Here is a 23,840-nt window from a genome sequence, read left to right as displayed (position 1 = left end):
AACTATTGGGGGTCAGTTCATTCAGTGGCTTTTTCTATTCAAGACGCTCTCTTTATAAAAACGCCCTGCTATTCAAGACTATAGGAATTATAGGTCTTGGATGTTCTCAGCTTCTAGCTCTTGGAAGTAGCGTAGAGTCTTAACTTTTAGCTCTTGTTGAGCTGGCTCATCAGCAACGATGATAGCTTTACGGTGCATCTGTAGAGCTGTAACAGTCCACATGTGGTTTACAGAACCTTCGATAGCCATTTGAAGCGCTTGAGCTTTGTTGTGGCCTAGAGAAAGGATCATCACTTCTTCTGCATCTAGAAGAGTCGCAACACCGATAGTTAGTGCGTATTTAGGAACTTGGTTGATGTCGCCATCGAAGAAACGAGAGTTCGCGATACGAGTGTCTTCAGTCAACGTTTTGATACGAGTGCGTGAAGATAGAGAAGAACCTGGTTCGTTGAATGCGATGTGACCGTCGATGCCTACGCCGCCCATGAACAGGTTGATTTTGCCGTATGAACGGATTTTCTCTTCGTATGCTGCACAGTGAGCATCGATATCTTCAGCTTTGCCGTCTAGCAGGTTGATGTTTTCTGCTTGGATATCAACGTGGTTGAAGAAGTTCTCGTGCATGAATGTGCGGTAAGACTCTGGGTGGTTAGGGTCGATGCCAACGTACTCATCCATGTTGAATGTTACAACGTGCTTGAAGCTAACTTCGCCAGCTTTGTAAAGTTCAATTAGCTCAGCGTAAGTAGTTAGAGGTGTGCTACCAGTAGGAAGACCTAGTACAAATGGACGCTCAGCCGTTGGAGCGAACTTGTTGATTGAATCTGCGATATGACGAGCAGCCCATTTACCTACTTTAGCTTTGTTGCTTAATGGAATAAGTCTCATTGATTTTGCCCCTAGAAATAAAATTTTATAGTGTTCTGAAACATTAATTCGCATTATAAAATAAGTTATCCAGTTCCGCTATTGTTTTAGGTCAAGTTTTTGCTTTTTTCGTCGTAACTGTGACTGGAACTCTCAAAATTGCACAATTATTGTATGGATATTTGGTGGCGTTAAACAAGATTAATACGTTTGTCATATACAGCAATGTTGATCTAATTCAGCACCTGAAAGGGTTGGTGTGTTTCTATGCCTTGATACGATTATTGCAATAATGGCATCGCTCGAACCATTGACGAATTTTGGTGCATTAACGTGTTTCGAGTATAAACAAGCGTTGAGCGTATAGTTGAAACTAGAAAAATAATGATGGCAATGGAGCGCTATCGTGATAAAAGACAGGGGCAGGATGAAGAACGATGAATCTCAGTGGGATGAATACCCATAAGATTGAACGAGAGCTGTGTTTTAGTCACGCTATCGCTATGAATTGTATATAAATATTGGTAAAAATGGATAGGTTGGCTAAACTTACCAATTACAAAGAAGATGTGTGTTTGAAGGCAAAAAAAAGCCCAAAGTGATGAGGTATCACTTTGAGCGATTTTACTAATCTTCTAACACTAACTCACTTTCGTATTCTTCCCTAGATACGTCGCCGCGTTTGCAGCCGTTTAGGGTGTGAAAGCGACGGCGTCCACGAGCCAGTTGAATGTACTTCAACCAAACACGCTCTAACTTGGACTTTGCCTTATGAGGGTGAGACAACACTTTAATGAAGTGTTTTTCTTCTGCATTGATTGGTGCTAGTTCACCAGTTTCAAGTGCAAGCATAGTGTCACCAAACAAGGTTAGGATTTCCTCTTCTGAAAGAGTAAAATCACCCGACTTAGCGAACCCTCTCGGGAATTTAATGGTGTCATAAAAACGTTTTTTTCCGTGTCGGAATTCGGTCTCAGACATATCAGCCTCAGTAATGTGGTTAGATAGAAATTAGTGTTTATTGCTCACGCGAAAATATTGTTAAAAGGCTAAAATAGGAAACAAAATGTTTTTGCCTTTACGATAAACAATCCTAGATCGGCTAGTTAGCAGATTTATTACAGAGATGTATTTGATGGATGTGAAAGTATTTAGAACCTTTCTTGAGGTTGCAAGGGTGCGCCATTTTGGGCGTGCAGCTGAAAACTTGTATTTAACACAAGCGGCGGTGAGTGCGCGGATCAAACAGCTTGAAGGCTATTTTGATACTCAGCTCTTCATTCGTGACCGCAATAACATCAAACTCACATCTTCCGGTGAACGTTTGATTGGTTATGCCGAAGTGATGGTGTCCACCCTACAACAAGCCAAATTTGAGCTGTCGTTAGAGAGTGGTAAAGCCTTGCAGTTAACGCTGGGCGGCACGCCGAATATTTGGGATGCGTATCTGCAAAACTGTTTAAGTGTGGTAACCGACTCTTTTGGTGGTTACGGCTTTATGGCAGAGGTGATGGGGCGCGAGCAACTGAACCGTAATTTGTTAGAACGAACCTTAGATATGGCTTTCGCGTTCGATCAGATCAAAGCAGAAGAGCTGAACTGTAAAAAAGTCGCTGACTTGGTTTTGGTGTTGGTATCAACGCAGCAAGATGATCTGGAATCTGTATTTCAACATAAGTATGTTTATGTGGATTGGGGAACGCGCTTTGGTTCTGAACACGCAGAACGTCACCCTAAAGTGCCAGCACCGTACCTACGTACCTCTACAGCCCGTATCGCCCTCGATTTCATTTTAGAGAAAGGCGGCAGTGCGTATCTTCCGGTGTCTCTAGTCGAACCTTTTATCGATTCGGGTCAGCTGCACAAGGTGAAAGGGGTTGAAGACTGGTATCTCCCAATTTATCTGAGCTACCGTAAAAGCAGTACCTCGGTTGATGCGATCATGCAGGTTGAGAAGTTGGTTAATGAGATTGACCCATCGACGGCTTACACATTGCAGCAAGCCGCTGAACAAGCACCTGAGTAACGGCATTCGCGGTAAGCAGTGGCTTTGCTGATTAGATTGAATAAAAAATGGCTCCCAACTAATTGTATAGTTGGGAGCCATTTTTGTTTTAAACCAGAAATGTACTTCTTTTCGGAACTAGAGATCGTTTCTAATTCCATAAATATCGTTTAGGCCTGGTATGTGTAGCCTTTATTAAAAGCCTTATAGGTTCATTAGATTCTCAATAGACTCTTCAAGAGAGTGTGACATGTACGAATGGATTTGATTGCCATCCGTTGCGTCAATCTCGATCATAGAAATCCCGTTGTCCGCTTTGTCTTCAAGAAAGCTTAGAGACTGCTCGACTGATTGACTGGTGAGAACCTGTTGATTTGATAAAACAATACGACATGTGTGTAGAACCATAGCCTTTTCCTTTTTATATTCGATAGGTCTCTGCATCTTGGCGTGCTAAGTACCGATCGTTGACGTTGTGAGAAGAATGCCCTCTCTAGGTTAAATTTAGTCGAATTGAATAAAATTAAAACCCTTTTTTGTGATTTATCTGACCTTCGCTTCCGAAAGTGGCTAGCGACAATGGTGGTTCACGGTAAACTTTTAGGTATCGGATCAAACGCTATGGTAAGTGGGAAGAGTACGGCATGTCGAAAAAGATCAATCACAACAGCAGCTTAACCAGTGAGCAGTGCCATTTGGCTCGATATGCACGAGATGCTCGCTTTGATGGGATGTTTTTTACAGCGGTGAAAACGACAGGAATTTTTTGTCGCCCGATTTGCCCAGCCACACCACCCAAAGAAGAAAACGTCGAATATTTTTCCCATCAAGCTCAAGCATTGAAAGCGGGATATCGTCCTTGTTTACGTTGTCGACCAGACAGCGCACCTTTTTCGCCGGCTTGGAAGGGCGTCGAAACCACTTTCTTACGTGCGATGCAGTTGATTGATAATGGCGCTCTGAATTCAGGATCTATCGTCGACCTTGCAACGCGGTTAGGTATTTCAGATCGTTATTTACGAACCTTATTCGACAATTACATCGGCGTGTCACCCAAGCAATATAGTCTGTACAGTCAATTGATGTTTGCCAAGCAGTTGCTGCACACCAGTAGCATGAGCATTACTGATGTCGGCTTTGCTAGTGGCTTCAATAGTACGCGCCGTTTTAATGATGCCTTTCAAAAAGAGCTGCAGCTTTCGCCAAGCCAAATTAGGCGAGCGAAGCCAAGTGACACTCAGAGTAATCATATTCAGCTTGGTTTTCATGGACCCTTAGATTGGAACTACTTGTTGAGGTTTTATCGACGAAGAATGATTGAGGGCTTAGAAGGCGTTGGCGAAGATTATTATAAGCGCACGGTAAATGTGAACGGGTCAAAGGGTTGGTTCAAGGCGACTTTAGCCAAAGATAACCGCTTGGATATTGAATTCGAGTTGGATGATATAAGCCAATTAAGAAGCTTGATTGCGAATATCCGCCGTATGTTTGATCTTGATGTCGATATTGCCAAGGTTGAGACGTTCTTTACGACTATCGATCCTAACTTGGTGGCTAAGAGTGGTATCCGTATTCCTGGCGTGTGGAGTGCTTGGGAGGCAGGCGTGAGAGCGATTCTAGGACAGCAAGTTTCGGTAACCGCGGCGATTGGTCAGCTTAACTTATTGGTCAAAGAGCTTTCTGATGAACATGAGAAAGCCAGCTTCCCAACACCAAAACAGATAGCGGACGCTGATGTTAGCTTCTTGAGAATGCCGGGAAGCCGCAAAGAGACCCTAAAGCGTTTTGCAGAATACATGGTCGACAATGAAGCTGAGCATCCTTCCAAATGGATTGAGCTAAAAGGGATTGGGCCTTGGACTATTCAATATGCACTGCTTCGCGGGTTAAGCGAACCTAATCATCTGTTGGTTGGTGACTTGGTGGTGAAGAAGTTTATTGAGCATCGCCCCGCCATCAACACGGAGAGTGTTTCGCCTTGGGGTAGTTACGCCACGTTCCACTGTTGGAATCAGTCTTAATCGGAATACTAAGCTAGGAGATATCATGGACAACCGTTTTACTTACTATGAGAGCCCATTGGGAACCGTGACGTTACAGGCGAACGATGAAGGCTTGCTCGGCCTTTGGTTCGAGACACATACCACCAAGCCGGAACCGTTGGGTGTTCAAGATGATAGCTTTCCGATCTTTGCATTGGCTATCGAGCAGCTTAATCGCTATTTCTCGGGCGAAGCTATTCAGTTTTCTGTGCCGATTGCAGCCAAGGGCACGCCATTTCAGCAGTCGGTTTGGCAGGCGCTGACGACCATTCCTTATGGAGAGACTTGGAGCTATGCACAACTGGCCGATGCGATAGGCAATCCGAAAGCCGTTCGTGCTGTGGGTTTGGCGAATGGCAAAAATCCGGTTTCAGTGATTGTGCCGTGTCACCGTGTGATTGGTAAAAACGGCAAACTGACGGGTTATGCAGGTGGCGTAGAACGTAAACAGCACTTATTGGTGATAGAGGGAAGAGAGCAAGACTAGCAAGCGATTTAGCCATGAGCCTGTCGAGATGCTGGCTGAATATCTCGTACTACTTAATGGTGAAGGCGAGTGGTTCTTAAAATATGACTTTGAATTAAAATCAACGCTTTCTGGGGGATATCGATTTGGTTGCATATTCTTTGACTATGTTCTCTAGGCAAGGATGCCCAAATGAATAGATTCCCCTTACTAATATCTGGCTGCAGCTCTGCATTATTGCTGACAGGTTGTTTAACTGATACCAGCCGACCTTTCGAGGTTCCACAGCTTGCTCTGTTCAAAGGTATGTATGAGAACGCAGATAATGACAGTTATCTACTTTTTGAATCCGGGCAAGTGACTTATCAAACAACGGATAATTCCGTGACTCGAACCTATCGTGTTGATGATGACTTGATCACCATTGAATTCAACTCTGGAAGCAGCCGAACTGACTCTAGACTAGTGATGCGCATTCAACAGAAGGGCGAGATGCTAACTTGCAACCAATGTCCAGCGATACAATTGAGTAACGTCTGGACACTTGTAGATAAGCCTGTGAAAGACAGTTCGAACTAGAAAAGATCTCCGAATTAGAAAAGATCGCCATTAAGCCATAGGTGTGCAGCGATACTGACGGCATAGCCAATCATGATCACTGGCATCCATTTCAAGTGGCCAAAGAAGGTGTATTTGCCATGCGCCGCGCCCATTAACGCCACACCTGCCGCACTACCAATAGATAACAAGCTGCCGCCAACGCCTGCGGTTAAGGTGATCAGTAGCCAGTTACCCATCGACATTTGAGGTTCCATCGATAACACGGCAAACATCACCGGAATGTTATCGACAATCGCAGATAAGATCCCCACCATGATGTTGGCCCAAATTGGATCCCATTGGCTATACATCACGCCAGAGGCAAGCTCCAAGTATCCCAGTAGACTCAAGCCACCTACACACATTACCACGCCGTAGAAGAACAGCAGAGTGTCCCATTCGGCATGGGACACTCTTCGAAATACATCAAAGGGCACGACTGAACCGAGTCGCTTCAATGCCCCCCCATCATTGTTGGCAATCGCCACCGCTTTTTTCTTCGCCAGTGAATTTGGTAAGGTCTTACGCAAGAAATAACCAAAGAACTGTAGATACGCCAGCCCCATCATCATGCCCATTACTGGAGGGAAGTGGAGTACGGCATGGAAAGCAACCGCAGTGCCGATGGTCATGATGAACAACAACACGATGCGTCTTGCACCGCGTTTTAATTCAACGTGCTGATGCACCGTGTCGGGTTGGGTTGTGGGAACAAAGTAAGACATGATCATTGCAGGGACGAGGTAATTCATCACTGAAGGAATAAATAAGGGAATGAATTCACTGAAGCTCACATAACCAGCCTGCCACACCATCAACGTTGTGATGTCACCGAATGGGCTGAACGCGCCGCCAGCGTTAGCGGCTATCACGATATTCACACAGGCTAGGTTAACGAATTTAGGGTTAGATCCTGCGACTTTCAGAACCACGGCGCACATCAATAGAGCTGTGGTGAGGTTGTCGGCGATCGGTGAGATAAAGAAGGCCAGAATACCGGTTAGCCAGAACAGAGAGCGGAAATTAAAGCCTTTGCCCACCATCCACGCTTGCAGCGCATCAAACAGTCTTCTCTCTTCCATGGCGCTGATGTAGGTCATGGCGACGAGTAGGAAAAGTAACAGCTCAGCGTATTCCAGTAAGTTGTGTTCGAGTGCTTGCTTAGCGACTTCAACAAGGTTGTGTTCTTGGTAGATAAAACCAATGATTATCCAGATCAGTCCTGCTGCAAGTAACACTGGCTTAGATTTTCGGAGCTTTAGGTACTCTTCCATCATCACCACGATGTAGGCGACAACGAAAATGGTCAGGGATAGGTAGCCAGCGAATGAGTTGGTGAGCTTGAGTGGTTCTCCCAACTGAGAAGTGGCAGCACCTGCTACCGAAGAAAAGAGTAACAAAGAGAGAACAGCAGAAAGCTGGATACCTAACATGGATTACGCTCCGAAGTTAATAAGTTATTAACACGGGTAAAAGAGTAGACCTAAATAACCATGTGCAGTGTGATAGATATCTTAATAATTCAATAGATTATAATGAAAGGAATAGACTGTGATGTGAACGAAATACGGTCTTACATACTCAAAATTACTGTCTTCCACACTTAAGTTAAAGACTAAAGACTAAAGACTAAAGACCAAAGAAAAAGCCCTACCGGACTCAGTGCCGATAGAGCTTATTCGAAATTGCCAACATTATGCAGCATTGAGATCAAACGTCAGTGTTTGTTCTGCTGCACATACTTCAACAGGCCAGCCATAGGATTGGTATTCAAGCGCAAGTTTGTCCGCTACTACGCGAGATACTGTTGCAGTGATCCACATGCCTTTGCCCATTACTTGATATTTAAGCGTTCTCATTTCCATAGTCATCACCGTTCTCCTTCTATATTGGCTGCGCGAAGTCTATAGCACCTCTGAGGGCTGAAATTTCGAATTAAGCTCAAATTCTTTATAAAATGGCTCACTGTTTGCGCTTGGCTCAAAACTCAATCAACTAAGGGAAAACGGTTGCGTTCTGGAAGCAAAATCACTTTTTAAGTCTCTGTATTATAATCGAATTAAAATTGACCAGAAAAACAATGTAAGAGATCTCTTACAGCATTATCAGAGATCGCACTAGGTAAAAACTTCTCACTAGAAGCCAGACTTGTGTGGCGATTGTGTGCGTTTTTGGTTGCGCTGTTGAAGCAAGATTTTTTAGTTTTGTATGTGAAATATTCTAATTTATTTAGCGTATGGTCCTGCTTTTAAATCCAAATCACAGTTTTATATGTTGCTGTGCTTCTTTTATTTAAACCGATACGCTATTTGATTTTGGTCATTAACCTTTCGCTCATTAGTTTGCACTATCTATACGTGTTCTGTTCCACATAAACGAGATGTATAGAGGTCCTTATGACTAATCCAACCAAAACCGATCGTAAAGTCACGATCGGCAGCTATATCGCACTCGCGTTCGCGATGGTGTTCTTTTCAGGCTTAATGCAGTCCAATGAATGGTATGGAGTGTTCGATTTTACAACGCTCAACGGTTCATTTGGTAAGGTCGCTTACGATGTGAGTGAAACGGCCGATGGTATTCAAGCGGCAACGACGTCACTGCGTGGTAAAGGCGGTAGTGGTGCTCGCGACGGTTTCATTTTTGCTTTGACACTTATTCCGACCGTGATGTTTGCACTGGGTATGATCAACGTACTTGAGCACTACGGTGCACTGGATGCGGCTCGTAAACTACTGACACCTCTGCTTCGCCCTCTGATGGGTATTCCGGGTAACTCAGGCTTGGCACTGATCGCTTCTTTGCAAAGTACCGATGCTGGCGCAGCGATGACACGTCAGCTGAAAGACGAAGGACATCTGACTAAGCGTGAAACCGATGTGTTCACCATGTTCCAGTTTACGGCGGGTGCGGCGATCGTTAACTTTTTCTCTTCAGGTGCGGTGCTGTTCACTCTAACCGCGATGGACGGCTCTTTAGCGGTGACATCGTCAATTGGTTTGGCTGTCGCTGTGATGTTTATCTTTAAGTTTGTCGGCGCGAATCTGTTCCGTATTTACCTCAACATTACTGAAGGCAAAGAAGACAAACCAAAATCAGACAAAGAACAAAAACTGGAAGAGGAAGTAGCATAATGAGCGAAGTTAAAGCAAAGAAACCAATGGTTACTGATATTTTCGTTGAAGGTGCTAAGAAAGGCTGGGTTATTGCGACTACCTCTACGGTACCGAATGTTCTGATGGCGTTTGTGATCATCAAGGCATTGCAGATAACGGGTGCGCTGGATTTGATGGGCAGTGTATTTGCTCCAATTATGGCGGTATTTGGTTTACCTGGCGAAGCGGCAGCGGTATTGATCGGTGCGTGGATGTCGATGGGTGGCGCGGTGGGCGTGGTTATCACGCTGTTTGACCAAGGTATTCTGAACGGCAACCATATAGCTATCTTGGCGCCAGCTATCTACTTGATGGGCTCTCAGGTGCAATACATGGGCCGTATTATGGGACCAATTGGTACTGAAGGTCGCTACATCCCGGTGATGATCGCGATTTCGGTATTGAATGCGTTAGGTGCAATGTTCTTGATGAACATTATTTTGTAACGTGACTTTGAACGGTTAGCTGCGAACAGCTTTCAGACGTTACAAAAAAGGAAACCCCGTTTGGCTTTCACCAAACGGGGTCTATTCTTTTCGTAGCCATCCTGCTACTGCGCGTTACTTATCTTTCAATAGGTAACTGGTGCTCCCTGCATCGTTCCTTGACGTGGCTAAATCCTTTAACCTATCCAATTCATCGCCGTCCTAGCGGTGTCCTTGCAAACTCATCATCCTGATAAGCGACTCTATCCTAGAGCATAACTTCCTTGCTGATAACTCATCCTAAGCCATCAAATCTTCATCCTGAAGATACCTAATCCGTTAGGCTTTTTCCTGTTCCTGCCAACTCCCTGTCGACATGTGTATTAAACACTGCAGAGGCTTTGCTCACAATCCACCCTAAGAAATAAATGTACCCACTGATCGAAAGAAATATGCGTGGATTCATACAAAACAAGGGCTTGGGTTTGTATTTTAGGAATTTTCTGCGAAGCTTGATTGTGATCTCTTACGTTCGGTGTGAGAGATCTCTTACAAGTACTCGGGTGCGATTTTCATTTTATCTCGGCGGGTGTTGTCGAACAGATAACAAAGAACACTGAGTAAACACAAAATAATAGGGAAATATGATGGTTACAGCACTTTACGCAGCCTTGCTGACGATCGTAATGATTTGGTTAGCAATAGAGGTGATCAAGCAAAGGCGAATCAATCTTGTTGCTCATGCTGATGGCGGTGTCGAGTCGTTACAGATAGCACGTTCGGCACAAAGTAATGCTATGGATTACATCCCAATCACCGTTATTTTGATGGGATTGTTAGAGATGAATGGCGCCGGTGTGTGGCTGATTCATGTCATTGGTGTGGCGTTTATTCTGGGGCGTGTGATTCATGCGAAAGGGATCTTAGCGAAGAACTTCAAAGGTCGAAAATTGGGTATGGTGTTAACGCTTATCTGCATGATCTCTTTGATTGTCCTAAACTTAGCTTACCTACCTTTTGATAAAATGTTCTAGGGAGCATTATGGCGTTGCGTCTTCCTCCTGCTTGGGCGATTGTCCTCGCAGGCTTGATACTCAACATCATGGCGATTGTCATGTCGAGCTTGGTGCTCGATAAAATTGAAGCTGAGAAAGCGGAGTACAACGATCGCAAATACGGCAATGTGTACTCAATACAGCTTGCTTGGAATACGATTGAAACCCTAGAGCGCAAGCGTGAAGCGATTTTGATTCACCTTGATAAACTAGAAACGGTGCAGCCGACCACGGTTCTCGACGAAGCACTGCGTGGGCAACTTAGGCGTTGGGTGAGTAGCGAAGTGCCAAGTATCTCTTTGGCTCACTTACCGAAACTGATGATGCTGATAAACAGTGCACAAGAAGCGCAACGAACTCGAATCGATGATTACTATTTGGATAACCTGACCTTGGTTGAGTTAATCCAAAGGCTTGATGAGAAAATGGCTTTCTATAAGAACATCGCCCTGTTTCTTCAAGTATTTGGCTTGGCGCTTATCTTAGCTCGCGACCTCGCTAGAAGACCTTAATCTTTAACCTTAATGCCTCCATTTACTTATCGACTTGTATCGTTAGCGAGACTCATTTGGCAGGTTAGGGTGCTGTTGGCCTTGGTACTTTGGTAACTGTTCTTTTAGCCCCTTAAACGTGCTCAGTGCACTGCCTATCGATAACTTGTTCATCAACCAATTTGGCAAGATGCCCCCTGCGTTCGCATACGCGGTGTAGGTGATGTAGGTATTGCCATTAGTCAGCGGTTGCAGTGTCCAAAGTGCGTCCACATCGTAGATTCGAATGTACCCCGACTCTTTCGCCAAATAGTTCGACGCATCCTTTATCGACAAAACAAACTGCCCACCCTCGATGCTGTATTTTGAGTAGGTCACCATGTCTCGATCTCTGGCAGGCCACGGTGCTTTGAATTGGGTATAGACGATGTTTTCATCTTCAGATATCTGCATCAACACACGGCTTTGCGATACATTATCTATCCAGTTTGGCACGTTCTCACTGTCTTCCAATAACAGTAAAAAACCGGAGTAAGTGGTGGGCGTTTGCATCTGTGCTCGTATTTCGACCAAGCCTTCGCTGTGTGGCCTTTTATCAATCATGATGCCATCTTCACTTTTGACGAACTGCCATGGGTTGGCATAAGTCAGTGTCGATAGGGCGCAAAGGCCGAGTACCAAAATCTTAGGTAATGTCATTATTCTTCCATAAAAAGAAAAGCTTATCTGCTAGGAGTATAGAATAGAAATGGACTTAGTAGGTGTTGCCAATCGCTTTGGGTTGGCCTCTTTGGGGAAAATCCCAATGAAAACGGAAGCGTTCGGTCGCTTCCGTTTTATTCTTGGGCAATGGATAAGCGCTGTAGGCTAGAGCTTATAGGCTTCTACGGTTTTGATGGTTGTCCAGTTGCTGTTGGCGTCTTGGATGAACTCTTGTGTATTCTCCAGCCAGCGTTTCTGAACCGATTTGTCTAAGTTCAGATACAACTTTCCATCTTCCACCTTCCAAGCGAGAGGGTCGGTTTCAAACTTCTTACCCATGGCTACTCCAAACGCGCAGTAACCGCCATATTGAGGGGCATAGGCTTCTGGATTGGCTCGAAATTCATCTCTGTTTTCACTGCTCGCAAAGTTATAGATCGCTGTGAACTCAGATGTGCCTTTTACTGGACCTTCATTGGCAAAGTAAGCGACAGGATCATAGCCTTTAATTGCGAGGTTATTGCTGTCGACACTCATATCAAGGTCTGCTGCCATTAACGAAAAGCTGGTGCCTAGTAACGCGGCCATTAGAGTGATTTTTTGACTGGTCGATTTCATGTGTGACATATCAAGTTCCTTGTCAGTGTTGGTTATCTTGTTTGAAATAATTTAGCCCACTCGTCCGGTCTATAGAGGGACAAAAGAACTAAAAACTAAGCGAATCGTTCGGAGGATGCATGGATCTGCTTTCACAACTAATGGAACACTTCTCGATACGCACTGGCGTTTTCTATTCTGGAAACCTGTGTGGAGTATCGTCATTTAACGCGCAACAAGGTAAAGAGGGCCACCTTCATGTATTGAGCGCGGGGGAGTTGAGCTTGTCTAGCGCTCACACGGAACACAGGCATTTGTCGCAGCCTTGCATTGTTTATTTGCCGAAATGGCGTCACTGGCCGCGATGTCTCGTACTCAGTTTATTGAAGCGTTCAAACGGGAAGTGGGTGAAACGCCGGGAGATTATGTGCAAAAGTGGCGAGTCTCTGTTGCTCAATCTCTGTTATTGCAAAATAAGCCGATCAATTGGGTCGCTGATGAAGTGGGTTACAATAGCTATTCAGGATTCTCACGTGCTTTTCAACATGTTGCCGGAGTGTCGCCGCGCCTTTGGCTAAAGCAAAATGCGTCGTGAAACGGCAGGCAATCCCCACCCGATTTATGGCTATTCGTATCTGGCTGGTCTATGTTTTAGCGGAAATTGTATGTAGTTTGTTCTTTTATCGGAAGAGGGTGTAAAAAGGTGGACTTTATAAGCTCGTTGTAACATCCTGCCCGTCCTATTTTATCTAGACACCAATGAGACGAAGTGCCTGCTGAACATTATTCAGCCTCCCGTATCTCATTAAAGTATTAAGGAGTTCAACTTGAACCTATTTGTAAGAGACCTTACCGTTATCGATTCTTCATACATCTGTGAACACCGAGGGGTCGTAGGAGATAGTTGGATTTTAGATGTCACCATGTCTGGTGAACTTAATGAAATGAGCATGGTGCTGGATTTTAGTAAGGTCAAAAAGCAGATCAAACAGTTGGTTGATCAACATGTTGACCACCGCTTACTGCTGCCAATGAAAAACTCTGCAATCGTGCATCAAGCAAGCAAAGCCGGTTACTCTAAGGTAGATGTGTTGCGTGGTGACAAGAGCCTGCACCTGCACTGCCCTGATGAAGCTTACTGTCTGATTGACGCTGAAGCGATCACCATCGAGAGTGTGACCGCTCATGTTTATGATATTCTTCGCGACAACCTTCCAAGTAACGTCACAGGGTTAGAGATTACCCTTCGCCATGAAAACATTAATGGTGCGTTCTACCACTATACTCACGGTTTGAAAAAGCATGATGGTAACTGCCAGCGCATCGCGCATGGTCACCGTTCTCCAGTAGAAATCGTGGTCGATGGTCAGCGTGACGGGCAACGTGAACAAGCATTTGCTCAGCGTTGGGAAGACATTTATTTAGGTTCTAAAGAAGACCAAGTTTCAGTTTCATCACTTAACCTGAGTGAAAACGCGAACAGTGTTAATGATGAAAGTCACTATGGCTTCCGCTACACCGCGCCACAAGGCGAATTTGAGCTAGCGATTGCTAAGAGTGAGACGGAAATTTTACCGACAGATACCACGGTGGAATTACTTGCTGGCTATATCGCGGATCAAGTTGAACCTAGCCTAGCAGAGAACCAATCACTACAAATCGTCGCTTATGAAGGTGTTGGCAAGGGCGCAATGGCGTTCCGATAACACTCCAGCGAGTGACACAGTCTCATTACTGACATGATGAAATAAAGGCAAGATAATCCGTTATCTTGCCTTTATTTTTTGTGACTCTTTAAAACTGATTTAGCTGATGATGTTAGGCACAAACACTAACGAAGCAGCACACGTCGCAGTGGTGTTTTTTCGATTCCAACAACCAACCCGAAGCTCAACAATACGGTGCCAAAAAATACCGTAACGTCTTTTGCCAATTCCGTAATGCCTAAAACTCCACAGACATTGAACAACACGATAATGATCAGCAAATGGCTGACGTAGATACCTAGCATGCGATTTGAAATGGCGCGAACCCAAGCGTAGTTACCCATGTTTGGATTTGCTAAAAGCCACATGAACACGCCCATCCCCCATAGCGCCGTGCCAAACAAGAAATCATTCATGTTGAATCCGACGTCGAACGTGGTGAGCCATGATGCCTCAGCAAAATGAATCAACATGCCTAACGCTAATAACCCCAACGCTTTAGTTGATGACACCTTCCATTGATTCTGACGAATAAGGAAACCTAAGGTCACCATTAACGTGCTAAAGAACGGGCCATTACGCGTGAAGAAAGGTGCTTCTAACCCGGTTAGCGTTGCGTAGCTGCCCGCTAAAACACCATAGACGTAAAGTGCAATTGCCGCTGGTAATAGCAGTTTGTCGAGTTTCATTTCGACTATCAAAGCAATGATCAAAACTGCACATACGAGAGCGGGAATAAACCATAAATGAACCAATCCACCCTCTAAGAAAGAGTTAAGTGGCGTGTTCATTAAGAAACCCCAATAGCCTTGGCGCTCACCTAGGTAGCCAAACTCTTCTACCTTCGCGAGGTTGAATGGCATCACTAAGCAAATGATGCTCCATGCTAACCAAACCTTAAGCAGTGGTTTAGAGTAATTAATGACGGTTTGCCACGGGGAGGCAGTCAGCTTGGGCTGAATAAGATAACCGGAAATTAGGAAAAACAGAGGTACCGCAAAACGAGCGGTTTGGTTGAGTACATAACCGATCCAAGGCACTTCATCTATTTGCCAATAAGTGAGTGCCACTTGGCCATGTAAGCCAATGATCGCCAAGATAGCAATCACTCGACCCAACTCAATACTGGCGATGTGTTGTGAAGGCGTATGTTGAACGGAAGACATATCAGATCTCTAAGAAAATTTTCGTAGAATCTAACAGCCTTTTTATTGAATCAGTTAGCGCTAAATCAAGGGTTGCGACCTTTGTTTTAAGGCTTGTATTGATTATTTGAAGCCTGTCGCAGCTATATTAAATCCATTGCAGTAAGTACAAAAATACCGAGAGTACAAGTGATAAGAGAAACAACAGTAGTAAGCGCGATGATGTTAGCCGCCAGTGTTGAGTTTCCTCCCATCGCACGAGCCATAACGTAGCTTGCCGCTGCTGTTGGTGCTGCGCTCATCAAGAAGATAAGCCCGAGATCGAGCCCTTCAAATCCTAAGTACCCAGCCGCCAGTGTAATCAGTAACGGTGAGGCAATTAACTTGTAGCTAGAGGCGAACCACGTCGATAACTTTTCTTGTTTGAGCGAGCTGATGTCCAGCGACCCACCGGTACACAGCAGTGCCAAAGGTAACGTCATGTTGGCAAAGTACTGACCAGCATCAGTGACCATTTTTGGGATAGGAATCGAAAGCGCATAGAAGACGACCGCTAAGAAAATAGCGATGATCAATGGGTTCTTGGTAATCGACTTAGCGATCACTTTAATCGCTTTCGCACCAGTGTCTTCGCCTTTGGGTGTCAGTGCAATCACGGCTTGAATGTTATACAACACGGTTAGAGATGCGACATAGATAGCCGCCAATGCCACGCCTTGGTTGCCATAGATATTAGCCACATAGGCGAGGCCGATGATCGCGGTATTGGCGCGGAATCCACCTTGGACAATCACACCTTGATCTTTCGAACCTTTAAATACTAATTTGGTTGAGAAAATCGTGAACAAGAAAAAGACAAAGTTAGCGATGACGCCAAACGCAACTAACGCGCTACTGGCTGAAAAGTTGTGATTCGATTGAACAATACTCAGAAATAGCATCGCGGGCAGGGTGACTTGAAATACCACCTTAGATGCGACATCAATGAAATTGTCATTGATTAAGCCGATTCGCTTGAGCATCACACCAAGAAACAGCATTAAACAGATAGGGCCTGTTACCGACGCCGAAAACGCAAACTGTTCCCAAAGTGTGTTCATTCTCTTTCCCTAGTTATTAAACTCAATAATCGGTTAACTCAAATTCCTTTGAATACTGTCGCATTTTTCCACAGTTCTTTGATAAGACAAAATGAATACCTAGGGTTAAGTAAAAAATCTTGAAAAAAAGAACGAACGTGCTAAAAATAATGTATCAGATTTATTATTGGTGAATAATGAGTAAGGGAAAGATAACCAAAGAGTATATTTTGAGCCATGCATTCGCGCTTGCAAGTGAGAATGGGCTTGAGAGTTTGACGATTGGCGAGTTAGCCAAGCAGTGTGGCATGTCTAAGAGTGGCTTGTTTGCACACTTCAACTCTAAAGAAAACCTGCAACTCTCTGTACTCGAGTATTCCAACGCCATATTCACCGAAAGAGTCATCATTCCCGCAAGAGAGCTGGGAGATGGTGATATTGAAGCGAAATTGAAACAGCTGCTCGACAATTGGCTGGGCTGGAACCATTCATTCCAAGGCAGTTGCATGTTTATTGATGCATGGAAAGATGCGGGCAGTGAAAGGTCTGTGATTCAGAAAGCACTGCAGAAAACCATTTCAGTGTGGATTGACTACTTGACGATTCAGGTAGCAAAAGCGGTTGAGAGCAAACAGTTCAGAGCCGATTTAGACCCGAAACAGGCAACCTTCGAGTTATACGGTCTTTATTTGAGTGCGAACTTGTTCTACTCGTTACGAGGCCAACAAGCGAGCCACACCCATTTTTGGAGTGGCGTCGAGCGCTTGGTAGCCAGTTGGAGAGCGGTTTAATACATACAGCAGGTTAACTCGCAAATCATGTGACTTTGCTTAACTAAGGTTTGCAAAAGATTTTAACAGAAGTGGCGGCAAGCAATCATAAACAGCGCTATCGTCATTTTTTATACTAACAAATAGCACGGTCGTTCGATTTTCAGGGCCGAGCTCGATCCGCCAATGATGATGGCGATACAAGGACCGGTCATGAGTGACAAAATCTACTTTAATACATCGAACAAATTCAGCTTCAAGCGCAGCTTAATTGGCGCAACAACCAACCTGCATTACATCCTAGCGCCGAGTCATGCGAAGAAAACCGCACGTAAGTTGCTGCTCACTCCAATGCGTACTGAGCAGAAAAATGCTGATCCCCAAGGGCTTATCAAGAGTGAAATCAAAGGTCGTGATGGCGTTTTAAAAACCTATTCTTTGGGTACGGGGCCTGTTTGGGTGCTGACTCATGGTTGGTCTGGCACCGCGAGTCAGTTTTTCCCTCTGATGGAACATATTGCTGCTAAAGGTTTTACGGCTCTGGCTTATGATCACCCTGCTCATGGTGGCAGTGATGGTGTACATGGTCATATTCCTGCGTTTGTGAACGGCCTTGAAGCGATTCTCGATTCGGTGGGTGAGGTAGCAGGTTTGGTCGGTCACAGTATGGGCACGGCTTCTGCGTTGGAATGTAAGCACGTTAAATTGGAAAACAAGCCATTATTGCTGATTGCACCTGTACTGGATTATCTAGAAAACCTATTTGGCAGCGTTGCGCGTTCTGGCTACTCAATGAAACTGTTCGAGGCGGTAGTTGGAGAAGTCGAAGAGCAGTTTAACTACCCGATTCAGTCTGTTGATCCCTATGGAAAGCTAGCGCTTCGTGAGTCTCAGACGATCATCGTTCATGATGAGCAAGACAAGTTTACTAAGTTTGATGTGTCTCAGCGTGCGGCTAATGAAATGGGTCGCGTTACTTTAATTGCGACTCAAGGACAGGGCCACGGGCGAGTAATGAAGTGCCCACAAGTGTTCGAGAGCTTTGATAACTTAATTGGCTAAGCACAACGAGCGCAAGTCAGTAGGACGCCAGTAAAAAGATCGTAAGCTCAAAGCTAAGAAAACAAACATTAAAAAGGCCAACCAGACATTATCTGGTTGGCCTTGCTTTTAGGTGCTTAGTTGGTGTTTAGCTCAACCCTATTTTTAGTTAGCACAGCTTGCTGGGCCGATCTCTTTCCACACGCCCCATTGGCCTGTCGTTGTTGGATCTTCACCGGTTGTCCACCATTTCGCTTCCCAAACCTTACCGCCTTGAGTCACTTGGTCGCCACCAGTGTAAACCGCGCCTGAATCCCAAGCGTTAGTACACGTACCGCCGCCTGTGGTTTTCTTTAGAACTTTCACTGAAGTAGCCGCAACCGATGTATCAGTGCCATCGCTGACCGTTACAGAGAAGTTCAGCGTTGTATCTTGCGTGTATTCCGCCGCGACAAAGCTCGCTGAAGCACCTTGAACCGTTGCATCGATACCAGCAGGTACATCCCATGTGAAGGTCAATGTGTCTTGGTCTGCATCGCTTGAAGCCGAAGCATCAACCACGACTACATCACCCGCATTAACTTCAGCCGGAGCCGTAACCACTGCTACTGGTGCTGTGTTTACTGGGCCTGTATCTTTAGGGCTTACTGTTACAACAACGGTGTCAGTAGAAGTAGCACCTTCGTTGTCCGTTACCGTTAGGCTGAAGGTTAGTGTTTCTTGCTGAGCGACTTCAACCACATCGAAGCTTGCAACTGCAGCATTCGCGTTGGCCAGAGTTACGGCTGTTCCGCTTACTTGTGACCAAGCGTAGCTTGCAATCGTGCCGTCGCTGTCTTTTGAAGCGCTACCGTCTAGAGAAACAGAAGCTGGGCCTTCAACGGATTGGTCGGCACCTGCAGCTGCCGTAGGTTTGCGGTTGACAGGATCTGTTGTACCGCCAGCAAGACCTTCATGCATTGCATTCAGGATATCGCCGTTATCTGCATCAATTTCCCAAGAGAATAGACCTGCAAGACCAAGACTACGAACGTACGCGCCTTTTGCTTTTACCGAGCGGTCATCATCAAATGTGATTAGCTGACCTGAGGTGCGATTCCAAACGTAAGGCGCTTCTGCCATTTCGTCGTAGCCGTATTCGAAGCCATTGATCCCTTGGTTGTTCGCACCAAGCATGTTCGCCTTAATGCCTTTGTAGTCGATAACGCCATCTTCCCAGACACCTTGTGCAGAGCTGCCTTTCAGTTTGCCGTTACCAACACCTGTCATAGGGTCGCTCGGATCGGTGAGTGATGATGGTAATACGCCTTCCCAGCCACGACCGTACATCGCTGTACCAACCACAAGTTTGTTCGCTGGAACGCCTTGTTCAAGTAGCAATTGGATGCCGTTGTCTGTGGTGTAAGCTGGGCCTGTGTATGGTTCGCCATTTTCATCAAGCCCAGTGCCATCACATTGACCAGGGCGCATGAAGTTACCGCAGTTCAATGCTGTTTGGTGACCCAATACGTTATTCCAACCGCCGTAGAAGTCATAAGTCATCGCAAAGATGTAATCCATGTATTGGATAGCATCTCCATAGTTCACGTCTTCAATTTTATCGTGGCCAACACCGATGGCTGATGTGAGTTCGTAAGTGCGACCATTTTCAGCTTCTAGCTCATCGAGCATCACGCGTAGTTCTGCCATCAGTGCTATGTAAGCAGGGCCATCGTTCACAGGATCACCAAGATCAGGTGCAGCACCGCCGCCACCAGGGAATTCCCAATCGATATCGACACCGTCGTAGAATTTCCATGTGTTGAGGAATTTCTTAACAGACGCGACGAAGGTGTCTCGGTTGGCTTTGGTTGTGAAATCAAAGAACGGGTCAGATAGCGTCCAGCCACCAATCGATGGGATGATCTTCAAATCAGGATTACGCTGTTTGAGCGCCATCATCATTGCGTAGTTACCCTTGATAGGTGAGCTGTATTCGTGGCCCGCTTGAGGGAAGCTCTTCTGGAAAGCGGCCCATGGGTCATGAATCACCACTTCGTAATCGTTAACACCCTGACAAGCTGTCATTAGTGCGTTGTAGCTGTTTCCACCTACCGATTTTACTGATTCGTTAGGACCACAAATTGGGATGAAGCCGTAAAGGATGTGGGTCAAGTTATCAGCGGGTAGGTTATCTACCGTGTAGTCACGACCATAAATACCCCACTCAACAAAGTAAGTACCTACTACCGTGTTTGGATCGGTGTTGTATGACTTGTTGTTTGGATCCACATTCATCGCAAGTGGTGCTAAGTGCGCGCCATCGGTATCGGCAATCGTGATTTTAGCGGGTGCGCTTTTGCTACAACCTGTTTCGTCACACGCTTCTATTTCCATTTCGAATAAGCCGCCTTGGCCATATTCGAATGAAGCCGTGGTTTGGCTGCCAGTGATTGGGCCAGTGGCTACTTTAACGCCATCAAAGTAGATGTTGTACGTGTTTCCTGACGTTCCGCTCCATTGGTTGAACTTAACGTCGACCTTCGCTTGGTCGTGATATTTCACCATCTGGTTGTAGCCAGAGGTGGTTTCCATCGCGAGTTCAATTTTAGAAAATTGCAGGTTATTGGAACCGTACATGTCGATGCTAGGTGCTGTTGGAGCAGCTAATGCTGTACCAGATAGCGCTAGAGCAATGCTTGCAGCACAGGTATTTATACGAATCATACTATTTCTCTCATTCCTTGAAGATTACGAGAACCCAATGGCCCCATAAACGGCTCCAATCAGTTTTGAAGGAGCTTCCCAGTCAGTATTCGAGAGAGTTTTAATTTCATAACTGAAAATAAATCCGTTTTCGATGGACAACTAAAAAATTGTATCTTGTTACAATTCTGTTGCTTAATGAATGAGAGGCTGAGTCCATGTTTTATAAAATAAAACATCCTTCAGTAGGAAAATCTCACAAGTGAAAATTCACGACATGAAGTTATGAAAAGGTGCGACAAACTATAAGAAAATACTGTGGATTGAAGCTGAATCACAAAGTGAAGTATGTTGAGCGAGCGGGGTCGATCGACGGGTAAACTTGAAGACGAATGCTTATGGCAGTATGGATAAGAGGGTTATCTTTTGAATTGCTCAGCTAAGGAAGCGCGTCGTTGTTGCATGACACTATGGGTATCACCAGTCGCAGTATCTTCGTAGCCTTCTTTAATAAATTGCTGAGATGGTACGCTTGGCTCTAATCGCTTTAAGCGAGGCGAATCGTAAGTACCACTGATGGTGTAAACGGTGGTTCCAGAGCCAGTGTTGATCGTGACGATCTTCCCGTCAAAATCGAATGAGGTAGTGATAAGACGATGATTCATCATCACACCGTTTTCTGAAAGTGTCAGGATGTCGGTGTTGTAAGGTGGCGCCGCAATCTCTATCCATGTGCCATAGACGTTGCTTGGGCTGACAGATTGCTGGTGGGCTTGGTAAGCAAAATAGCCGGCGGTGAGGGCAACCATAAAGCCAGCTAATAGGAAGCCGTAGAGTAACGAGTTGGCAAATAGATCTCTGCTTTTAGTCGGCTTTTTTGCCATTATCTCTTCATTTTTCGACTGATATTGTTTTAGATTCTATTAACTAAAACCTTAGTTTGCAAAAATTGTTCTAAGAGTTAGAAGCAGGATCGAATGTTCTAATAAATGTGGTTGTGTTAATGGTTATTAGCCTTGCTCCTCAGTATTTACGTTATCAATGAAAGCGAATTCCAGAAATGCTTAAGCTATGCGTATTTATTTCTTGTAGGAAAGTCTCGAATTGGTTAAAACAATTATCACCTAAATTTACGCATAGGCTTACTCGGTGAGCTCAATAATTGCAATTTGAAGATAACAAGGAAGTACAATGATTAAAGAAAACACATACTTTGAAGGTGGCGTTAAGTCGTTAGCGTTTAACCAGTCTGGTGCTGATGTGAGTGTTGGTGTAATGGCGGTTGGTGAGTATACGTTCGGTACTGCGGCTCCAGAAAAGATGACCGTTGTTAAAGGTGCTTTGATTGTAAAGCGTGTTGGCGATGATGACTGGACGACATACCAATCTGGTGAGTCTTTTGACGTTGCGGGTGACTCTTCATTCGACCTACAGGTAAAAGAAGCGACAGCTTACCTATGTGAGTATTTGTAATCAGATCTAAATTTGTTCAATCAGGGCATCGTTTGTCTCTGATTGAATAGAAAAAAACCACGCTCTAGGAGCGTGGTTAAATAAGTGATAGTAACCGGCAGTGGATAGTGTCACTTGTTTTTGTAGTCATCAAATGGATGACCAAATCGTTGTTCGTTGCAAAATCTCTTCAACCTTCAAAGCTCAAAGCTCAAAGCCAAGACATCAGTAAGTCTCAAACACACCGTTGTTGTAGTCTTGAATTGTCTGTTCAATCTCTTCCATCGAGTTCATGACAAACGGACCATAGTGCACGACAGGTTCATTAATCGGCTGACCAGAAAAAATCAGTACACCTGAATCTTCTAGGCTTTCTAAAGACAACAATTCAGCTTTGGTGAGCAGGGCAAGTTGACTTTGGTTGATGACTTTGTCGCCGATCTTAATACTGCCTCGGTACACATAAGTCATGGCATTGTGATTAACATTAGTCCCTAACGTCACTTTTTGCCCAGAATGAGAGCGCCAATCCGCAACGCTTAATGGCACACCTGTTTTCTGTAATGGACCCTGCGCTCGTAAAGCCTCTGAATCCTTGTCAGTTTGGTTGTGCAGTTCAAACCCTCCGGCAATCACTCTTAACAAATCACTTTGTTCACTTTGATGCTCCGCGATGCTTTCACTTTGGAAATCGTGATACTGAGCTGGCTGCATTTTGTGTGTCGCAGGTTGGTTTATCCAAATCTGAAAACCATGCAGCGCACCTTCTTCCATCATTGGCATTTCGCTGTGAATGACACCACGGCCTGCGGCCATCCATTGAGCGCCACCGCTGCGTAGCTCTCCAACATTCCCCATATGGTCTTTGTGTTGGAAGTGACCTTGGAGCATGTAAGTGAGCGTTTCTATCCCACGGTGAGGATGTGGAGGAAAGCCGCCAACATAGTCTTTGCTTTCATCCGACTTCAGTTCATCAATCATTAAAAATGGAGAGAAACGTGCGTTATTAAAACCTGCGAGTCGTTGGATTTTGACGCCATCACCATCTGAGGTGGCATGTGCTGTAATCACATGATCTACTGCTCTTACATTCGTCATTTTGAAACCCTCATAAACTTGAATAGCTGTAGTTTATGTAATTTGATTTAAAAAGAAGATGGCACAGCGTTGAGTGACTTATTCGAAAATCTTGAACAGGTAACAATATGAAATTATGTCTATACTCAATAGAGAGTATATCGCCAAGGAGGCCGCTATGGCAGTTCAGCAAAAACATGGCGAAAGGCATGGTCGGATAGGTTTTGATAACGACTTTACAACGGAGCAAAGCCAGCGCTTTACAGAGGTTGCAAACAGCGCAGTTAAACGCCGCGTGAAAAAACGTGAGATAGAAGCGCCGTTTATTCAGTCAGCTAAGCAAGCCGCTTTTAAAACCGTGGTGAGGCGACCTAAAGGGAATAACCCAAACCGAACACGTCAAGTCATATGGATTATTATGATCGGGTTAGTGAGTCTTTGGCTTATGTACCTTGCAGGTTAGCAGCGCCGCTCCGTTAT

Annotated in this window: 26 protein-coding genes and 1 pseudogene; 15 read left to right on the top strand and 12 right to left on the bottom strand. The window is 45.0% G+C overall.

The genetic code is table 11. The annotated features are described in order from the left end of the window. Nucleotides 1-87: 87 nt before the first annotated feature. Together nagB and AB4351_RS16105 are read right to left on the bottom strand one after the other, a co-directional pair. Nucleotides 88-888 (bottom strand): glucosamine-6-phosphate deaminase, encoded by an 801-nt coding sequence (nagB, locus tag AB4351_RS16110; RefSeq protein ID WP_017057618.1) that lies wholly within the window; start codon nucleotides 886-888, stop codon nucleotides 88-90. A gap of 606 nt (nucleotides 889-1,494) precedes the next feature. Next, nucleotides 1,495-1,848, bottom strand: a complete 354-nt coding sequence (locus AB4351_RS16105) for a DUF413 domain-containing protein (RefSeq protein WP_017061517.1) — start codon at nucleotides 1,846-1,848, stop codon at nucleotides 1,495-1,497. Between the two features lie 154 nt (nucleotides 1,849-2,002). Between AB4351_RS16105 and AB4351_RS16100 the strand changes: the two genes are divergently transcribed. Further along, complete coding sequence (locus AB4351_RS16100; RefSeq protein WP_017061518.1) at nucleotides 2,003-2,893, top strand: LysR family transcriptional regulator; 891 nt, start codon at nucleotides 2,003-2,005, stop codon at nucleotides 2,891-2,893. Nucleotides 2,894-3,076: 183 nt separating this feature from the next. On the opposite strand, the gene AB4351_RS16095 is transcribed toward AB4351_RS16100, so the two are convergent. After that, entirely contained in the window at nucleotides 3,077-3,280 is a 204-nt protein-coding gene (locus AB4351_RS16095; protein ID WP_017061519.1) for a hypothetical protein, read from the bottom strand. A 236-nt stretch (nucleotides 3,281-3,516) separates the two neighbouring features. On the opposite strand from AB4351_RS16095, the gene AB4351_RS16090 reads away from it, so the two are divergent. The 3 genes from AB4351_RS16090 to AB4351_RS16080 all read left to right on the top strand — a co-directional run bounded on the left by AB4351_RS16090 (nucleotide 3,517) and on the right by AB4351_RS16080 (nucleotide 5,959). Continuing rightward, nucleotides 3,517-4,893, top strand: a complete 1,377-nt coding sequence (locus AB4351_RS16090) for an AlkA N-terminal domain-containing protein (protein ID WP_372126550.1) — start codon at nucleotides 3,517-3,519, stop codon at nucleotides 4,891-4,893. A gap of 25 nt (nucleotides 4,894-4,918) precedes the next feature. Continuing rightward, nucleotides 4,919-5,401 carry a methylated-DNA--[protein]-cysteine S-methyltransferase gene (locus AB4351_RS16085; RefSeq protein ID WP_017061521.1) on the top strand — a complete coding sequence of 161 codons (483 nt, stop codon included), beginning with the start codon at nucleotides 4,919-4,921 and terminating at the stop codon, nucleotides 5,399-5,401. Nucleotides 5,402-5,572: 171 nt separating this feature from the next. Beyond that, nucleotides 5,573-5,959, top strand: a complete 387-nt coding sequence (locus AB4351_RS16080) for a hypothetical protein (RefSeq protein WP_017061522.1) — start codon at nucleotides 5,573-5,575, stop codon at nucleotides 5,957-5,959. A gap of 14 nt (nucleotides 5,960-5,973) precedes the next feature. On the opposite strand, the gene nhaD is transcribed toward AB4351_RS16080, so the two are convergent. After that, entirely contained in the window at nucleotides 5,974-7,413 is a 1,440-nt protein-coding gene (gene nhaD, locus AB4351_RS16075; protein WP_017061523.1) for a sodium:proton antiporter NhaD, read from the bottom strand. Nucleotides 7,414-7,674: 261 nt separating this feature from the next. After that, nucleotides 7,675-7,851, bottom strand: coding sequence for a hypothetical protein (locus AB4351_RS16070; RefSeq protein ID WP_017061524.1), 177 nt, complete (start codon nucleotides 7,849-7,851; stop codon nucleotides 7,675-7,677). Between the two features lie 525 nt (nucleotides 7,852-8,376). Between AB4351_RS16070 and AB4351_RS16065 the strand changes: the two genes are divergently transcribed. The 4 genes from AB4351_RS16065 (at nucleotide 8,377) to AB4351_RS16050 (ending at nucleotide 11,127) form a co-directional block, all read left to right on the top strand. After that, a complete protein-coding gene (locus tag AB4351_RS16065) occupies nucleotides 8,377-9,114 on the top strand; it encodes a nucleoside recognition domain-containing protein (protein WP_017061525.1) in 738 nt (245 codons plus the stop codon). Further along, the gene (locus tag AB4351_RS16060) at nucleotides 9,114-9,581 is read left to right on the top strand and encodes a YjiG family protein (RefSeq protein WP_102393339.1); all 468 of its coding nucleotides are present in this window, start codon (nucleotides 9,114-9,116) and stop codon (nucleotides 9,579-9,581) included. The genes AB4351_RS16065 and AB4351_RS16060 overlap by 1 nt, the downstream gene beginning before the upstream one ends. Nucleotides 9,582-10,207: 626 nt before the next feature. Beyond that, complete coding sequence (locus AB4351_RS16055; protein WP_372126554.1) at nucleotides 10,208-10,594, top strand: MAPEG family protein; 387 nt, start codon at nucleotides 10,208-10,210, stop codon at nucleotides 10,592-10,594. Nucleotides 10,595-10,602: 8 nt separating this feature from the next. Next, nucleotides 10,603-11,127, top strand: coding sequence for a hypothetical protein (locus tag AB4351_RS16050; RefSeq protein ID WP_017067247.1), 525 nt, complete (start codon nucleotides 10,603-10,605; stop codon nucleotides 11,125-11,127). A gap of 42 nt (nucleotides 11,128-11,169) precedes the next feature. On the opposite strand, the gene AB4351_RS16045 is transcribed toward AB4351_RS16050, so the two are convergent. Further along, nucleotides 11,170-11,805 carry an START domain-containing protein gene (locus AB4351_RS16045; RefSeq protein WP_017061528.1) on the bottom strand — a complete coding sequence of 212 codons (636 nt, stop codon included), beginning with the start codon at nucleotides 11,803-11,805 and terminating at the stop codon, nucleotides 11,170-11,172. A gap of 49 nt (nucleotides 11,806-11,854) precedes the next feature. On the opposite strand from AB4351_RS16045, the gene AB4351_RS16040 reads away from it, so the two are divergent. Then, nucleotides 11,855-11,977 carry a hypothetical protein gene (locus AB4351_RS16040; RefSeq protein ID WP_017061529.1) on the top strand — a complete coding sequence of 41 codons (123 nt, stop codon included), beginning with the start codon at nucleotides 11,855-11,857 and terminating at the stop codon, nucleotides 11,975-11,977. Here the strand turns inward: AB4351_RS16040 and AB4351_RS16035 are convergent. After that, nucleotides 11,974-12,435, bottom strand: coding sequence for a YHS domain-containing (seleno)protein (locus AB4351_RS16035; RefSeq protein WP_372126549.1), 462 nt, complete (start codon nucleotides 12,433-12,435; stop codon nucleotides 11,974-11,976). The genes AB4351_RS16040 and AB4351_RS16035 overlap by 4 nt on opposite strands. A gap of 110 nt (nucleotides 12,436-12,545) precedes the next feature. Here AB4351_RS16035 and AB4351_RS16030 point away from each other — a divergent pair. Next, a pseudogene (locus AB4351_RS16030) lies at nucleotides 12,546-13,000 on the top strand (helix-turn-helix domain-containing protein). A 232-nt stretch (nucleotides 13,001-13,232) separates the two neighbouring features. After that, entirely contained in the window at nucleotides 13,233-14,111 is an 879-nt protein-coding gene (locus AB4351_RS16025; protein ID WP_108110853.1) for a 6-carboxytetrahydropterin synthase, read from the top strand. A 125-nt stretch (nucleotides 14,112-14,236) separates the two neighbouring features. Here AB4351_RS16025 and AB4351_RS16020 read toward each other — a convergent pair whose 3' ends face one another. Continuing rightward, entirely contained in the window at nucleotides 14,237-15,277 is a 1,041-nt protein-coding gene (locus tag AB4351_RS16020) for an acyltransferase (protein ID WP_136982295.1), read from the bottom strand. A gap of 122 nt (nucleotides 15,278-15,399) precedes the next feature. Continuing rightward, nucleotides 15,400-16,356 (bottom strand): AEC family transporter, encoded by a 957-nt coding sequence (locus AB4351_RS16015; protein WP_048610304.1) that lies wholly within the window; start codon nucleotides 16,354-16,356, stop codon nucleotides 15,400-15,402. 176 nt (nucleotides 16,357-16,532) lie between these two features. On the opposite strand from AB4351_RS16015, the gene AB4351_RS16010 reads away from it, so the two are divergent. Continuing rightward, nucleotides 16,533-17,126 carry a TetR/AcrR family transcriptional regulator gene (locus tag AB4351_RS16010; protein ID WP_029235279.1) on the top strand — a complete coding sequence of 198 codons (594 nt, stop codon included), beginning with the start codon at nucleotides 16,533-16,535 and terminating at the stop codon, nucleotides 17,124-17,126. Nucleotides 17,127-17,318: 192 nt separating this feature from the next. Continuing rightward, nucleotides 17,319-18,167: an alpha/beta hydrolase gene (locus AB4351_RS16005; protein WP_017065066.1), complete on the top strand. Its 849-nt coding sequence runs from the start codon at nucleotides 17,319-17,321 to the stop codon at nucleotides 18,165-18,167. Between the two features lie 144 nt (nucleotides 18,168-18,311). Here AB4351_RS16005 and AB4351_RS16000 read toward each other — a convergent pair whose 3' ends face one another. Both AB4351_RS16000 and AB4351_RS15995 read right to left on the bottom strand, forming a co-directional pair. After that, the gene (locus tag AB4351_RS16000; protein WP_372126548.1) at nucleotides 18,312-20,852 is read right to left on the bottom strand and encodes a glycosyl hydrolase family 18 protein; all 2,541 of its coding nucleotides are present in this window, start codon (nucleotides 20,850-20,852) and stop codon (nucleotides 18,312-18,314) included. Nucleotides 20,853-21,250: 398 nt separating this feature from the next. Beyond that, complete coding sequence (locus AB4351_RS15995; RefSeq protein WP_017065063.1) at nucleotides 21,251-21,715, bottom strand: DUF2850 domain-containing protein; 465 nt, start codon at nucleotides 21,713-21,715, stop codon at nucleotides 21,251-21,253. A gap of 307 nt (nucleotides 21,716-22,022) precedes the next feature. Between AB4351_RS15995 and AB4351_RS15990 the strand changes: the two genes are divergently transcribed. Further along, nucleotides 22,023-22,304, top strand: a complete 282-nt coding sequence (locus tag AB4351_RS15990; RefSeq protein WP_372126547.1) for a pyrimidine/purine nucleoside phosphorylase — start codon at nucleotides 22,023-22,025, stop codon at nucleotides 22,302-22,304. A 204-nt stretch (nucleotides 22,305-22,508) separates the two neighbouring features. On the opposite strand, the gene AB4351_RS15985 is transcribed toward AB4351_RS15990, so the two are convergent. Then, nucleotides 22,509-23,381, bottom strand: coding sequence for a pirin family protein (locus AB4351_RS15985; RefSeq protein WP_372126545.1), 873 nt, complete (start codon nucleotides 23,379-23,381; stop codon nucleotides 22,509-22,511). Nucleotides 23,382-23,538: 157 nt separating this feature from the next. On the opposite strand from AB4351_RS15985, the gene AB4351_RS15980 reads away from it, so the two are divergent. Continuing rightward, entirely contained in the window at nucleotides 23,539-23,823 is a 285-nt protein-coding gene (locus AB4351_RS15980; RefSeq protein WP_017061541.1) for a hypothetical protein, read from the top strand. Nucleotides 23,824-23,840: the final 17 nt, after the last annotated feature.

The sequence above is a fragment of the Vibrio sp. 10N.261.51.F11 genome, assembly GCF_041471665.1.
GTDB lineage: Bacteria > Pseudomonadota > Gammaproteobacteria > Enterobacterales > Vibrionaceae > Vibrio > Vibrio crassostreae_C.
Note: the sequence above shows the minus strand (reverse complement) of the source record. Positions and strands in the feature narration are given on the sequence as shown.